Here is a 14918-nt window from a genome sequence, read left to right as displayed (position 1 = left end):
ATCGATCGTGGCTAGTTGGCGACGATCTGCGGGCGCCCGAAGCCCAGGCCGGCGATGCGCTGCGCGATCTCCGAGGCATTGGCGTGATCGCGCGCGTTGACGCGCAGCCGCCACAAGGTGCGACCGCCGCTGACGATGTCACTGACGCTGGCACCGGCGATCCCGGCTGAGGCAAGCTGCGACAGCGCGCGGTTGGCGTTTTCGCGGCTGGCGAAACTGGCCACCTGCAACAGGATGTCGCCCAGTGCCGCCTCGGCCACGCTCGGCGCCTTGACCGGTACCGGTTCGCTCCTGAGCGGACGTGCCGGCGCGCTGTCGGCAGGCTTGATCGCCGCCACCGCGACCGGGGCGGCTGGCGCGACCGCCACCGGGACAGCCGAGGCAGGCCGCGGCGCGGCGGCAGCCGGCTTGCCGGTGGCCACGCGCACGCCTTGCGACTTCATCCAGGCATCGAAGTTGTCGGCATTGCCGGGCTGGCGCGAATCGGCCACGCGGTAGCGCCAACGCTCGCCCGCGGGAACCGCAACAGCCCCTGCACTGCCTGCCGCCGCGGCGGCCACCGGAGCGGCAGCACTGGCGGCCACTGCGCGCGGGGCGGCGGCCGGCAGGGTGCGGGTAGGCAGGCGCTGCACCAGTCCGTCGATCTGGCTGGCGCTGGCGGCCGGCCGTGCGGCGGCCACCGCGGTGCTGACCGGCGCGCTGCCACTGCGGCGCTTGGCCAGCAGATTACCGTTGTCGGCTTCGGTCAGGCCGCGCACCTCGACGTTGCCGGTACCCTTGCCGGTGATGCCCAGCTTGACCGCAGCGGCGTAGCTCAGATCGATCACGCGGCCATCGTGGAACGGGCCGCGGTCGTTGACGCGCACCACCACCGAGTCGCCGGTGTCGGTGTTGGTCACCAGGGCGAAGCTGGGCAGCGGCAAGGTCTTGTGGGCGGCGGTGAAGGCGTACATGTCGTAGACCTCCTTGTTGGAGGTCAGCCGGCCGTGGAATTTGCTGCCGTAATACGAGGCGGTCCCACGTTCGACATAGTCGCCGGGGTTGTCCATCACCACGTAGCGCTTGCCCAGCACCTCATACGGCGAGCGGTTGCCCACCGCCGAGCGCGGCTCGTTGGTGACCAGCGGTTCGGGGATGCAGGCCACGTTGGGCACGTGGTCCGGCGTGGTGTCCTTGACGCCGGGCTTGTACAGGCCGCCGGCGGTGTAGTCGCCGCGCGTGGACGGGTCTTCCTTGGCGGGTGCGTAGGGCGAGGTCGAGGGGCAACCGGTGGCCACATACGCCGGCCCCTTGCCGTCGACCTTGACGCCCTTGATCGCGCCGCTGCCGCCGGTGCCGGCGCTTTTCTTCGGTGCACTGCTACAGGCCGCCAGGCCGAGCATCAGCGCCATCGGGATCAGCCACTTGGGGCCTGTCGTGCTGTTCATGCCGGGGGTAACTCCTTGCCGGCGATGGCCTCGGACAGCTGGAACACGGCCATCGCGTACATCTTGGAAATGTTGTAACGGGTGATCGCGTAGAAATTCTGGAAGCCCAGCCAGTACTGCTTGCCGTTGGCATCGTCCAGGGTGATCGGGGTGGCGGTGCTGCCGGCCACCACCGGGGCATTCGGGTGATAGCCGCGCGCGGACAGGTCGGCCAGCGTGTACACCGGCGACCAGTCGGTGGGATTGAATTCCTCGTGGCCGGCGGCCAGCGTGGCCGGCACCGCGACCTGGCCACCGCGCACCCAACCGCCCTTCTTGACGAAGTAGTTGGCGACCGAGGCAAACACGTCGTTGTGGTCGGTGAACAGGTTGCGCTTGCCGTCGGCATCGCCGTCGACGGCGAACTGGCGGTAGCTGGACGGCATGAACTGGCCCATGCCCATCGCGCCGGCATAGCTGCCGATCAGCGTGGTGACATCGAGCTGCTCTTCCTTACCGAGCGCGAACAGCTGGCCGAGTTCATCGCGGAAGAACAGCTCGCGACGCACTTCGCGTTCGAGCTTGGCCGGGTCGCCGCTGCGCGGGTAGCGGAACGCCAGCGTGTACAGGGCGTCCAGCACGCGGTACTTGCCGGCATTGCTGCCGTAACTGGTCTCCACCCCGATGATGGCCACGATCACCTGCGCCGGCACGCCGGTGGCCGCTTCGACTTTGCTCAGTTCGGCGCGATGCTCGGCCAGGAACTTGCGGCCGCCATCGATCCGCGCCTGGGTGATGAACATCGGGCGGTATTCGTTCCACGGTTTGACCCGCTCGGCCGGGCGCGACATCGCGGTGACGATGGCGTCCTTGAACTGCGCCTGCGCCAGCACTGCTTCGATCTGTGCGGCGTCGATGCCGTACTTGGCGGCGGTGTCGCGCACGAAGTTGGCGCGGGCGACCTCGAACGGCACCGGGGTCAGGTCCACCGGCGGCAACGCGGGCGCTTCGGCAGCGGCACTGACGGGCGCGACCGGGGCGCTCGGCGGCTTGGCCGGGGGCGCGCTGGCGGCCGGCGGCGGGGTCGGAGGGCTGGGCTGAGTCGCGCAGGCGACAAGGCCGAGGGTGAGCAGGCAGGTCAGAGTGCGTCGAATCATCGGCCGAGGGTAACAGAGAACAGATGAACTTCTGGCAATAAGACCATGAAAGGAAAGAGCTTTAGTTTGCCGCTTTGGGTGGCAGGGGATTTGGGAGGGGGAATGGGGAATGGGGAATGGGGATTCGGAATTCGGGATTCGGGAATTGTGGGGTGCGGGGTGCTCGTGTGCCGACCGGGGTTGTCTGGTGGACCGGGCCAGGGGCTGGCGACGCTTTGTGTCTGGCGGCATGCCGTGAGCCTGCTTCTGATTTCTTCGTTTGATGGCATTAGCGGCCGGCTTGGGTCCCTTGAGGTCGATCCGGCCGTCAGGCGCGGCCGGAGTGGCCGCGCCTGGTTGATCACAGGGCCGGGAAGCGTGGCGCAGTTGAGCAGGTGGGTACGCTGCCGCTGAGTTGCACGCTGGACGTGGTGACGTTGCTGCCGGTCGGGGTGAGCGCGCTGTTGCTCAGCCCGATCTGCGCGTCGCTGGCGGAGACCGCGGTATTGCCAGTGGCCACATTGGCCAGCGTCAGGTCCAGCGGCGTCTGCGCATCGAAGCCTTTCAGGATCCAGCCCTTGCCCTTGAGGCCGACATCGCCGGTGGTGCGCAGGCCGTTGACGACGATCCCGGCGAAGCTGGGCTTGGTGCCGCTGCCGCCCACCGAATAGAACGGGTTGATCACCAGCGGGCTGGTCACCCCGTACAGGCAGGTATTGCGATAGGTGACCAGGCTGACCGGGCCGCCCTTGGCGAGGCTGGTCTTGATGCGCAACCCGGTGTTGTCGGTACTGCGATTGCCGGCATCGTCGGTGGCGGTGATGGCGTTGTTGTCGACCAGCACGTTGTTGACCCCGGACATCACCTCGCTGCCGATCGAGATGCCGTGGGTGCCGTAGCAGCGGTTGTCGCGCACGCTGATGTTGCCGGACTTGGACGCAATGGTCTTGATCGCCACGCAGTCGTCGCCGCCCATTACATCGTTGTCGACCAGGCTGGCGTTGACCACGCTGTCCAGGTCCAGGCCGTCGGTGTTGGGGCTGGTCGCCGGCGACTTCACCCGCACGCCCCAGATGGTCAGGCCATCGACGATATGCGCGAAGAAATGGAAGTACGCCGCGTTGATCAGATTGACGTTGTAGAGGGTGAACGTGTTGGAGTTCTGCACCTTGATCAGGTCCGGGCTGTTCTGCACCTGGCCGGCAGCCTTGGCGTTTTCGCCGAACTCCCACCAGGTGGTGCTCTTGCCGAGCATGGGCAGGTCGCCGCGCCCGTCGATCGTGCCCTGACGCCCGCCGGTGCGTACGCCCATTACGCCCGACCTGGTGCCCTTGACGCTGATCAGCGGCAGGCAGCCGCCGCTCTTGGCGCCCGCAACGCCGCAACCGCTGCCGTAGTCGGCCGGATTGCGCGAGCCGTACAGGGTCACGCCCTGATCGACGACCAGGGTGACGCCGGTGGGAATGGTCAGCGGGCCGGTGAGAAACGCGTTGCCGGTACCGGCCTTGAGCAGCACGCTGCCGTTCTTGCCGGTGCAGGCAGTCAGCGCGGCCTGGATGGCTTTGGTGTCGGGCGGCGCGCTTTCCAGCGCGGCGTCGAACAGCCGCCCGCTTGGCGTGTGGCTGGCGCTTACCGGCTGGCAGGCGGCGGGAATCGCGGGCTCGGAGACCGCGCGCGTATCGCCGGTGGCAAGATTGATGGCGCCGGCGTGTGCGGCGAACGTAAGACAGACACCGCCGATCGCGGCGGTTAGCAGTTTCATGGAAGAGGTCACCTGGAAGAGGAATGGCGCGTGCCTGCAGCTGCAACGCGACCCGGCCGCGCGCAGGACGGCGGCGCATCGGACTCTACGGAGCGACGCGCCCATTCACAGAAGGCGAGCGAACCCGATGCCGCATGCGCGAAGCGGCCCTGCGCCGGGATGTCGTCATTGCAACGTAGCGCGCAGAACCGCGCGCGCCTTGCGCAGCGTCAGCTACGTGTCACGCGCCTGTCGCCAGCGGCCTAGTGCGCCTGGCCAGGTGTGATTGGCTCTTTCGACACGGGTGAGTGCCTGTCAGCGTCGGCTGCAGAACGCGCCGGCTCAGTAGCCGTGCACCGGGCGGTGCGCCTTGACCGCCATCACCAGGCCCAGCCCGGCCAACAGCGACACCGCCGAGGTACCGCCGTAACTCATCAGCGGCATCGGCACGCCCACCACCGGCAGCAGCCCGGAAATCATGCCGCCGTTGACCAGCACGTAGACGAAGAAGGCCAGGCCGGTGGCACCGGCGACCAGGCGCGAATAGGTGTCGCGCGCCTGCGAGGCGATCCACAGGCAGCGCGCGATCACGATCAGGTACAGGCTGAGCACGGTCGCCACGCCGATCCAGCCGAACTCCTCGCTGAGCACCGAGAACGCAAAGTCGGTGGTCTGTTCGGGAATGAAGTTCAGATGCGACTGCGAACCCAGACCCCAGCCCTTGCCGTCGAAACCCCCCGAGCCAATCGCGATCTTGGACTGGATGATGTTCCAGCCGGCCCCCAGCGCATCGTTTTCCGGGTTGAGGAACATCATGATGCGGTCCTTCTGGTAAGGCCGCAGCAGCCAGAACCAGGCCACCGGCGCGGCCGCCGAGACGCCGCCCACACCCACCGCCACCCACCACCACGGCAGGCCGGCCAGCAGCAGCACGAACACGCCGCTGGCGGCGATCAGCACGCCGGTGCCGAAGTCCGGCTGCAGCATGATCAGCGCGGTCGGCACGCCGATGATCACGCCGGTCACCAGCACGGTGGAGATGCGCGGCGGCAACGGCATGCGGTGCAGATACCAGGCCGCCATCATCGGCAGGCTGATCTTGAGCAGTTCGGCCGGCTGCAGGTAGAACAGTTTCAGGTCCAGCCACTGGCGGCCGTACTTGCCGGTGCCCAGCGCGAACACCGCCAGCAGCGGCAGCATCGACAAGCCGTACACCCACGGCGTCCAGGCGCGCAGGCGCAGCACCGACATGCGCGAAATGCCCCACATCGCGGCCAGGCCGATGACGAAGCGCACGGCTTGCGCCATCACCAGGTGATCGCCGTTGGCGGCGCCGCCCGCGCTCTTGAGCACCGACAGGCCGATCACCATCAGCGCACCCAGCGCCAGGCACAGCATCCAGTCCAGGCTGCGCGTGAAGCGCGCAACCATGTCCACCAGCCAGCGCAGGATGTCACTCAATGGTCGGTCTCCTGGACCGCATCGGGCACGTCCGGCACCACCGGCTGCGCCGGCGTGTTGGGGTCCAACGCCACCGCGGTCTGGCCGATCACCACCGGCAGCTCGTCCAGCGTGGCCGCGGCCGCATCGCCGGCCTGGCGCGCATCGGTGGCGCCGGCTTCGAACTGGTTGACGCCCACCGCGGTCATGCCGAGCTCGCTGTCCAGCGGCTCCAGGCCGGCGGGCAGCTTGCCGAGCAACCAGGCGTCGAAGATCTTGCGTGCGATCGGCGCTGCCGAGCTGGTACCGAAACCACCGCCCTCCACCGCCACCGCCACTGCGATGACCGGGTTGTCGGCCGGCGCGAAGCCGACGAACAGGCCACGGTGGCGCAGATGCAGCGGCAGGCTGCGCGGATCCACCGCGGCCACGCCCTTGCGGCTGACCACCTGCGCGGTGCCGGTCTTGCCGGCCATCTGATACGGCGCGCCCGGCGTGATCGCATAGCCGGTGCCGCCGGGGCGCATGGTGTCCATCATGCCCTCGCGCACCACCTGCAGATGCGCCTCGCTCGGGCTGATCGGCTTGCCCGGCGGCTGGATCATCGGCTGCCATGGGTGATCGAAGCCAGTGCGCTGCTCCAGCACCAGGTGCGGGCGCAGCAGCAGCCCGCTGGCGATCGCCGACACCCCGCGCACCAGTTGCAGCGGGGTCACCTTCCAGTCGCCCTGGCCGATGGCGATGTTGACGGTGTCGCCGGGATACCAGCGCTCCTTGCGGGTTTTGTACTTGTAGGCCGGCGATGGCAGGATGCCGCCGATCTCGCCGAGCAGGTCCACCCCGGTCGGCTGGCCGAAGCCGTACTCGCCCAGGTAGTGGTCGAAGCGCTCGATGCCCATGTCCACCGCCAGCCGGTAGTAATAGGTATTGACCGACTGGGCGATGGACTTGCGCAGATCGGTCCAGCCATGGCCGCCGCGGTGCGAGTCGCCCCAGCCGCGGCTGACCCCGGGCAGGTAGAACATGCCGGTGGACAGCACCCGGTCTTCCGGCCGGCGCAGGCCGCTGTCCAGGCCGGCCAGCGCGATCAGCGGCTTGAGCGTGGAGCCCGGCGCCACGCCGCCCAGCACCAGCCGGTTGAACTGCGGCCGCGACGGGTTGTCGTTGAGCATCTTGAAGTCGGTATGCGAGATGCCGTTGACGAACAGGTTGGGGTCGTAGCTGGGCAGGCTGACCATGCCCAGGATCTCGCCGGTGCGCGGGTCCATCGCGATCGCCGCGCCCTCGTGCTCGCCGAACGCGGCCACCATCGCGCGCTGCAGGTCGGCATCCACCGACAGCCGCAGGTCCGCGCCCGACTGCGGCGCGACCCGGCCGACGGTGCGGATCGCCCGCCCCTGCACGTTGGTTTCGACCTGCTCGTAACCGACCTGACCGCGCAGGTCCTGCTCGTAATAGCGCTCCAGCCCGGACTTGCCCATGTGGGTGAGCGCGGCATTGCCCTCGCCCAGCACCGCCAGGTCCTTCTCGTCGATACGGCCGACGTAGCCGATGATGTGCGCGAACAGCGGCCCGTACGGGTAGCGCCGGGTCAGGTAGGGCTCCAGCTCCACCCCGGGAAAGCGCCAGCGCTCCACCGCGAAGCGCGCCATTTCCTCATCGCTCATGCGCAGCTTGAGGGTGACCGGCAGGAAGCTGCGGCGCGCGCGCCGCTCGCGGTTGAAGCGCTCCAGATCCTCCGGCGCGATCGGGATCACCTTGCCCAACGCGGCCAGCATGGCGTCCATGTCGGCGACCTTGTCCGGGGTCACGTCCAGGCGGAAGGCCGGCACGTTCTCGGCCAGCAGCCGGCCGGTGCGGTCGTAGATCATGCCGCGCCCGGGCACCACCGGCTTGGGCTTGATGCGGTTGGCTTCCGAGCGCGTGGCATAGACCTCGTGGTCGAGCACCTGCAGCTTGAAATACCAGCCGCCCAGGCCAACCAGGCAGATCACCACCATCACAAAGCCCAGCACCGCACGCCGGCGGAACTGCTCGGCCTCCGCGTGCGGGTTCTTGGGATGACGGCGCCCGTGCATGGCTTACTTCTTGCTCCGCTTGCCCAGCCGCACCGCATCCAGCAACACGAACAGCGGCGGCCATAGCGCCATGCCCAGCAGCGGCGCCCACCAGTAGCTCCACGGCAGGGTCGGCTCGCCCACCGCCAGATGCACGGCCGAGGAGACGATGCGGTCGTTGAGCAGCAGCCCGCCGATCGCCAACGCCTGCTGCGAGACCGGGAAGAAGCGCATCCGCGCGCGGAAGCGCTGCAGGATGAAGGTCATGATCACCAGCCGCAGCGCCTGCTCGCCGAGCAGCCCGCCATACAGCAGGTCGGCCAGCATGCCGGCCACGAAGGCGATACCCAGCCCGACCCGGTCCGGCTCCTCGATCACCCAGTACGCCAGCACCAGCGCCAGCCAGTACGGACGCAGCGGCTGCACCACCACCGGCAGCGGCAGCAGGCCCAGCACCAGCGCGATGACGATGCTCGCCGGCAGGATCCAGGTGTTGCGCATGCGGGTCATTGGTCCGTCTCCTGCGGAGCCGGACGGGATTGGGGAGTGGGGATTGGGGATTGGCTGGAAGCAGCGCCCTGTGGTGGGGACGAACGGGAATCGGGATTCGGGCCGTTGGATGCGGTCGATGCGGGACGCCGGGCGGACGTGCTGGCCGGGCGGCCGGACGCTGGCGCACTGGACGGCAGCGCGCCGGGCGCGGCAGGTGTCGCTGCGGACCGTGCAGGCGCCGAGGTACCAGTGCCCGATGCCGCGGCGGCCGTCGGGCGCGCGGTATCAGTCGCTGCGCTGGAAACACCGCCCGCAGGCGTGCGCGGTGTTGCAGTCACCGGCGCGCCGGCCGCCGCCGCGACGCCGTTGCCGTTGCCGTTGCCGTTGCCGTTGCCGTTACCAATCCCAACTCCCGACTCCCCAATCCCGGCCCCAGGCACCACCCGCAGCGGCTTGCCCGCGCGCAGCAGCAGCACATCGCGGCCGCGATCGAGCTTGGCGGCCGGGGTCAGTTCGCCGACCAGGAAGGCATGGGTGTCGTCCGGGTGCAGTTCGGAGACCTTGCCGACCGGGAAGCCGGCCGGGAAGCGGCCACCGAGGCCGGAGGTGACGATTTCGTCGCCCACCTGCACGCCGGCACTGAGCGGGATGTCGCGCAGTTCCAGCCGGTCGCCGCGGCCGTAGACGATCAGGCGCACGCCGTTGCGCGCCACGCTGACCGGCACCGCGTGGTCGGGGTCGGTCAACAGCAGCACGGTCGAATGCAGCGGGGTCACTTCGATCACCTGGCCCATCAGCCCGCCGGCGTCGATCACCGCCTGGCCCAGCAGCACGCCATCGCGGCTGCCGGCGTCCAGCAGCAGGCGTTGCCGGGTCGGGTCCAGGTCGATATCCAGGATCGGCGCCAGCTGCACGTCCAGCCCGCGGCGCTCGGCGACGTTGAGCAGTTCGCGCAGCTGCGCGTTGTCCAGCGCAGCGGTCTGCAGCCGGGTCAGGCGCGCATTGGCCACCAGCAACTGATTGCGCAGGGTGCGGGTTTCTTCCACCAGCTGCGCATGGGTGGCGGCGTTGTCGCGCACTTGCGAGCCGATCCGCCCCGGCAACCCGGCCACCGCCCAGATCGGCTGGATCAGCAGGTTGGCCTGCAGACGCACCTGGCTCAGCCAGCCCCCCCGGCTATCGAGCGCGATCAGCACGATCGCCAGCACCAGATAGACCAGCAGCCGCAGCGTGGAGGTGACTTCGCCCGGGCGGGAGGCGACGGGAGGACCGGCGTAGGAGGGCACTGTCAGGGCCGGGATTGGAGATTCGGAATTGGGGATTCGGGGAGCGGTTGGCTGCCCCCGATACGAATGCGGCTAAAACGTGAACTCGCGGAACTGCGGAGCAGTCCTACCGGGCCGTAGGCAGGAACCGCTTTTGCGAATCCCGAATGCCGACTCCCCGATCCCGAACGCATCACTCCGGCGCGAAGAACTCGTTGCCGTGCATGTCCACCAGCTCCAGCGCGCGACCGCCGCCGCGGGCCACGCAGGTCAGCGGGTCGTCGGCGACCTGCACGTGCAGGCCGGTTTCTTCGGAGATCAGGCGGTCCAGGTCGCGCAGCAGTGCGCCGCCGCCGGTGAGCACGATGCCGCGCTCGGCCACGTCGGCACACAGTTCCGGCGGGGTCTGTTCCAGCGCCAGCTTGACCGCCGAGATGATGCCCGACAGCGGCTCGTGCAATGCCTCGAGCACTTCGTTGGAGTTGATCTTGATCATCTTCGGCACGCCTTCGGCAAGATTGCGGCCGGAGATCTCCATCTCCTGCACCTCGTCCTGCGGGTAGGCGCAGCCGATCTGCAGCTTGATGCGCTCGGCGGTGGCTTCGCCGATCAGCATGCCGTGGTTGCGGCGCACGTAGTTGGTGATCGACTCGTCGAAACGGTCGCCGCCCACGCGCACCGACTGCGAGTAGACGATGCCGTTGAGCGAGATGACCGCCACTTCGGTGGTGCCGCCGCCGATGTCGATGACCATCGACCCGCGCGCCTCGGTCACCGGCATGCCGGCACCGATCGCGGCGGCCATGGGTTCTTCGATCAGATACACATCGCGCGCACCGGCTTCTTCCGCCGATTCCTTGATGGCGCGGCGCTCGACCTGAGTCGAGCCGGCCGGCACGCATACCAGCACGCGCGGGCTCGGGCGCAGGAAGCGCGACTTGTGCACCTTCTTGATGAAGTGCTTCAGCATTGCCTCGGTGTAGGTGAAGTCGGCGATGACGCCGTCCTTCATCGGGCGGATCGTGGTGATGTGGCCCGGGGTGCGGCCGAGCATCTGCTTGGCCTCGGCGCCGACGGCGGCCACCGAGCGCGTGCCGCCGATTGCGCGGTCCTGACGCACCGCCACCACCGAAGGTTCGTTCAGTACGATGCCCTGCCCGCGTACGTAGATCAGCGTATTGGCCGTGCCCAGGTCGATGGACAGGTCGTTGGAGAACATGCCGCGGAGTTTCTTGAACATCGAGGGAGTTGTTCCTGGGTAAGTCGCGTGCCCGCCGCCAGACTGGCGAAATTTTGGGCAGAAAACGAAGTCCACTAGCCTAGCAATCCCCCCCGGTGCGGGCAAGGAAAAATCGGCCGTTGCGGCGTCGTTTTCATGTGCCGGTCACGCCGGGCATGGCATGCGGTTGTGGCCCTGATCGGTCGCAGCCGTTACCCTTTGCGCCGCGGCGCGCGCGCCGTCCCGCTGCCATGCCCGGCAACTGGCGGGTATTTCCCAACGCAAAGGCCTGACTCGATGTCCGCACTGATCTGTGGTTCCCTCGCCTACGACACCATCATGGTGTTTCCGGACCAGTTCAAGAACCACATCCTGCCGGACAAGGTGCACATCCTGAATGTGTCGTTCCTGGTCCCGCGCATGCGCCGCGAGTTCGGCGGTTGCGCCGGCAACATCGCCTACAACCTGCATCTGCTCGGCGGCGCGCCGATCCCGATGGGCACCGTGGGCCAGGACTTCGGCCCGTACCGCGAACACTTCGAAACGCTGGGGATCGACCTGTCGCGGGTGAAGATCATCGACGACCTGTTCACCCCGCAGGCCTTCATCACCACCGACCACGACAATAACCAGATCACCGCGTTCCATCCGGGCGCGATGATGCGCAGCTACGAGAACCACGTGAAGGATGTGCCGGGCGTGACCCTGGGCCTGGTCGGCCCGGATGGGCGCGAGGGCATGATCCAGAATGCGGAAGAGTTCGCTGCCGCCGGCATTCCCTTCATCTTCGATCCCGGCCAGGCGATGCCCTTGTTCAATGGCCCGGAACTGCGCCAGTTCATCGAGCAGGCCCAGTACGTGGTGGTCAACGACTACGAATCCAACCTGCTGCAGGAACGCACCGGCTGGGACGAGAAGGACATCGTCTCGCGCGTGCAGGCCTACATCACCACGCAGGGCCCCAAGGGCGCGCTGGTGCATACGCCGGAAAAGACCTACGACATCCCGCCGGCACACGAGCGCCGCGTGGTCGACCCGACCGGCTGCGGCGACGCCTTCCGCGCCGGCCTGATCTACGGCATCCAGGGCGGTTACGACTGGCTGACGATCGGGCGGATGGGCAACCTGATGGGCGCGCTGAAGGTGGAGCACCCCGGCACGCAGAACCAGCGGTTCGACTTTGCCGAGTTCAACGACCAGTTCAAGCAGCAGTTCGGCTACGCGCTCTGACGCGCACCGCCGCTGATCAGCGCTTGCCCTTCTCCCCTCGGGAGAGGGTGCCCCGCAGGGGCGGATGAGGGTACGAGCGAAGCCTCGTGCAGTTTGAACAGCACAAGGCTTCGCCCCGTACCCTCACCCAACCCCTCTCCCGCAGGAGAGGGGCTCGTTTGCCTCGCTCGGTACTGAGTGGACAACTACCACATCCGTCACCTGCCATCGCTGGCCATGACATCGGCATCGGCAATGCATTTGCAACAACGCAATTTGCTGCAACGCAATTGCTGCAATGCAGTTTGAGCATCCGACCGATCTGTGCCTCTACTGACGCTTCGCGCTCACTGAGGAACGCTGGCCCATGTCCGAGCCAAGCGTTGTCGCCGCTACGTCCATCGCCCTGCCGGAGATCGAACCGGATGTGCTCCGGCAGATCCGCCGGCTGCGCGACATTGCCCCGTTGGCCGCGCCACTGTCGCGCTCGTGGCGACGCTGCCTGGACGAGCATGCCTTGTTGCCCGAGGCGCCACCCGAAGCGCTGGTGCACGACGCCTTGCACGTGCGCGAGCGCCAGCAGCGTCTGGGCGAGGTGCTGCGCATCGCCAAGGTGGAAATGGAAAACCTCTACGAGCAGATCGCCGGCAGCGGCTACGCCGTGATCTTTGCCGATGCCGAAGCGACCGTGCTGCACAGCGTGCACGACCCGACCCTGCTGCGTGAATTCCGCCAGGCCGGTCTGTTTTGCGGCGCCAGCTGGGCCGAATGCCATCAGGGCACCAACGGGCTGGGCACCTGCGCGGTGGAGCGCACGGCGGTGAGCGTGCACCGTGGCGAACATTATCTGACCCGCCATCTGCCGTTGTCGTGCTGCGGCGCGCCGATCCTGGATCCGCATGGCGGCCTGCTGGCGGTGCTGGATGCCTCAACACCCGATGCGCAGGACGGCAAGCAGATCCAGCGCCACACCGTGGCCCTGGTGAGCATGTCGGCGGCGCAGATTTCGCGCTCGCATTTCCTCAACCAGTTCGGTCACGCCTTCATCCTGCGCTTCCACAGCCGCCCCGAGTTTGCCGGGCTGCTGCACGAGGCGCTGATCGCGATCGATACGGACGGCCGTGTGTTGGCAGTCAACGAGGCGGTACTGGAGCAACTCGGCAAGATCGATCGCAGCCAGTTGGTGGGCCGCAATATTTCGCAGGTGATGCAGCTGGATTTCGACACCCTCGAGCACCGCGCCGGCAGCGATGCCGGCACCCTGTGGTCGATCCGCTGCGCCTGCCACGGGCGGCGGTTCTACGCACTGGTGCGCCCGCCGCGTGCGCGTCCTGCGCTGCCGGCGGTGGGCGGGCCGGCACAGCTGGCACCGGAAACCGAGCTGCAACCCGGCGAGCATGTCGGCTCGGATCCGCGCATGCGCCACAACCTGGCCAATGCGTTGAAACTGGCGGCGCATCGCGTGTCGATTTTGCTGAGCGGCGACACCGGCACCGGCAAGGAAGAGTTCGCCAAGGCCGTGCATCGTGGCTCGCCCTGGGCCGGCGGCGCGTTCGTGGCGATCAACTGCGCGGCAATTCCCGAGGCGTTGATCGAGAGCGAATTGTTCGGGTATGCGCGCGGCGCGTTCACCGATGCCGCGCGCGAAGGCCGCCATGGCAAATTGCTGCAGGCCAGCGGCGGCACGCTGTTTCTGGATGAAATCGGCGACATGCCGCTGCCCTTGCAGAGCCGCCTGCTACGCGTGCTGGAAGAACAATGCGTCACTCCACTGGGCAGCGAACGCGCGGTACCGCTGGAGCTGCACGTGATCAGCGCCAGCCATCGCGATCTGGCGCAGCGGGTGGCGGCCGGCGAGTTTCGTGAGGATTTGTATTACCGGCTCAATGGCGTGGTGCTGCACCTGCCACCGCTGCGCGAGCGCAGCGACAAGGCCGAGTTGATCCGTACGCTGCTGCGCGAGGAAAACAGCGAGCACAGCGTGCGCATCAGCGAAGAAGCGATGCACAAACTGCTGAGCTACGCATGGCCGGGCAACCTGCGCCAGTTGCGCAATGTGCTGCGCACGGCGGCGGTATTGTGCAGCGACGGGGTGATCCGCCTGCCGAATCTGCCGCAGGAAATTGTCGATGCCGGCAGCGCACCATGCCTGGTCGATGGCCGCGCGGTGGCCGCCGACGACATGCCCGGCCGCGTCGCACTCGACCAGGCCGAACGCCTGGTGCTGCAGCAACAACTCGAACGCCACCGCTGGAATGTCAGCCGCACCGCCGATGCCCTGGGCATCAGTCGCAATACGCTGTATCGCAAGCTGCGCAAGCATGGCCTGGATACCGGGTGATTGAGGGGCGGGGATTTGGGATTCGGAATTGGAGATTCGTAAAAGCGAAGGCAGCTTGGCGCTTTATCTTGAGCGATTAGCAGAACAACTTCCGGCCATCAGGTGGGCGTCACTGTTGCTAGGGCCGGCATGCAGCATTGGTACGTAGCGGATGATCTGCGGCTTGTCTTCGGGGCACTTTTGCGCTCAACATCGCGGGACGCGCTGCGAGCACGTCCGCATAGTTGTAGTTCTGCAGGTTTGCTGCAGGGCCCTTGCCCGCCCACCATCGCAGGACACGCCGCAAGTACGTCCTTGTAGGCTCTTACGCGGCATCCATGCCGCGTAAGGTCCCGCGACGGTGGGCGGGCAAGGGCCAGTCGAGATGGTCGGTGTGCATGGTTTTAAACAAGGCAACCAATCAACTGTCTGGTGCGGTGTCCTCACCGCTTGCGGGACCGTGTGGCGGCATGGATGCCGCCACCGAGCCCCCAGGGACGGGTTTACGGCGTGTCCCGCGAGCGGTGAGGGCGCCGCGCGCTCGACCGACTCGGCTCTTGATCTAAGCTTCCGAGTAACCATCAACTGTCTGCTGCAGTGTCTTCGTTCTTCAATGACGTCACCAGCCAACTC

General features: G+C 67.5%; 10 protein-coding genes. 2 read left to right on the top strand and 8 right to left on the bottom strand.

Translation table 11 applies throughout. The features are described from left to right. Positions 1-11: 11 nt before the first annotated feature. From AC1PLA_RS03815 to AC1PLA_RS03780, 8 genes are all read right to left on the bottom strand, one after another. The gene (locus AC1PLA_RS03815; RefSeq protein ID WP_481105618.1) at positions 12-1427 is read right to left on the bottom strand and encodes a septal ring lytic transglycosylase RlpA family protein; all 1416 of its coding nucleotides are present in this window, start codon (positions 1425-1427) and stop codon (positions 12-14) included. Further along, positions 1424-2563 (bottom strand): lytic murein transglycosylase B, encoded by a 1140-nt coding sequence (gene mltB / locus AC1PLA_RS03810; RefSeq protein WP_481105617.1) that lies wholly within the window; start codon positions 2561-2563, stop codon positions 1424-1426. Before mltB ends, AC1PLA_RS03815 begins: the two co-directional genes overlap by 4 nt. Before the next feature lie 340 nt (positions 2564-2903). Continuing rightward, the gene (locus AC1PLA_RS03805) at positions 2904-4304 is read right to left on the bottom strand and encodes a glycoside hydrolase family 28 protein (RefSeq protein ID WP_104623411.1); all 1401 of its coding nucleotides are present in this window, start codon (positions 4302-4304) and stop codon (positions 2904-2906) included. 321 nt (positions 4305-4625) lie between these two features. Then, entirely contained in the window at positions 4626-5744 is a 1119-nt protein-coding gene (gene rodA / locus AC1PLA_RS03800; RefSeq protein WP_039523409.1) for a rod shape-determining protein RodA, read from the bottom strand. Continuing rightward, positions 5741-7801 (bottom strand): penicillin-binding protein 2, encoded by a 2061-nt coding sequence (gene mrdA / locus AC1PLA_RS03795; protein WP_104623412.1) that lies wholly within the window; start codon positions 7799-7801, stop codon positions 5741-5743. The genes rodA and mrdA overlap by 4 nt, the downstream gene beginning before the upstream one ends. Positions 7802-7804: 3 nt before the next feature. Further along, positions 7805-8290 (bottom strand): rod shape-determining protein MreD, encoded by a 486-nt coding sequence (mreD, locus tag AC1PLA_RS03790; protein WP_115510411.1) that lies wholly within the window; start codon positions 8288-8290, stop codon positions 7805-7807. Continuing rightward, positions 8287-9558: a rod shape-determining protein MreC gene (gene mreC, locus AC1PLA_RS03785; protein ID WP_481105616.1), complete on the bottom strand. Its 1272-nt coding sequence runs from the start codon at positions 9556-9558 to the stop codon at positions 8287-8289. Before mreC ends, mreD begins: the two co-directional genes overlap by 4 nt. Before the next feature lie 172 nt (positions 9559-9730). Beyond that, on the bottom strand, positions 9731-10777 hold the full coding sequence (locus AC1PLA_RS03780; RefSeq protein ID WP_006452025.1) for a rod shape-determining protein: 1047 nt from the start codon (positions 10775-10777) through the stop codon (positions 9731-9733). Between the two features lie 276 nt (positions 10778-11053). Here AC1PLA_RS03780 and AC1PLA_RS03775 point away from each other — a divergent pair, with 276 nt between their 5' ends. Then, positions 11054-11986, top strand: a complete 933-nt coding sequence (locus tag AC1PLA_RS03775; RefSeq protein ID WP_003482735.1) for a carbohydrate kinase family protein — start codon at positions 11054-11056, stop codon at positions 11984-11986. A gap of 346 nt (positions 11987-12332) precedes the next feature. After that, positions 12333-14306, top strand: coding sequence for a sigma-54-dependent Fis family transcriptional regulator (locus tag AC1PLA_RS03770; RefSeq protein ID WP_481105615.1), 1974 nt, complete (start codon positions 12333-12335; stop codon positions 14304-14306). Positions 14307-14918 lie beyond the last annotated feature (612 nt).

Source organism: Xanthomonas sp. NCPPB 1826 (assembly GCF_056725285.1).
The sequence above is the reverse complement of the archived record's forward strand: the minus strand, read 5'-3'. Positions and strand labels throughout refer to the sequence as shown.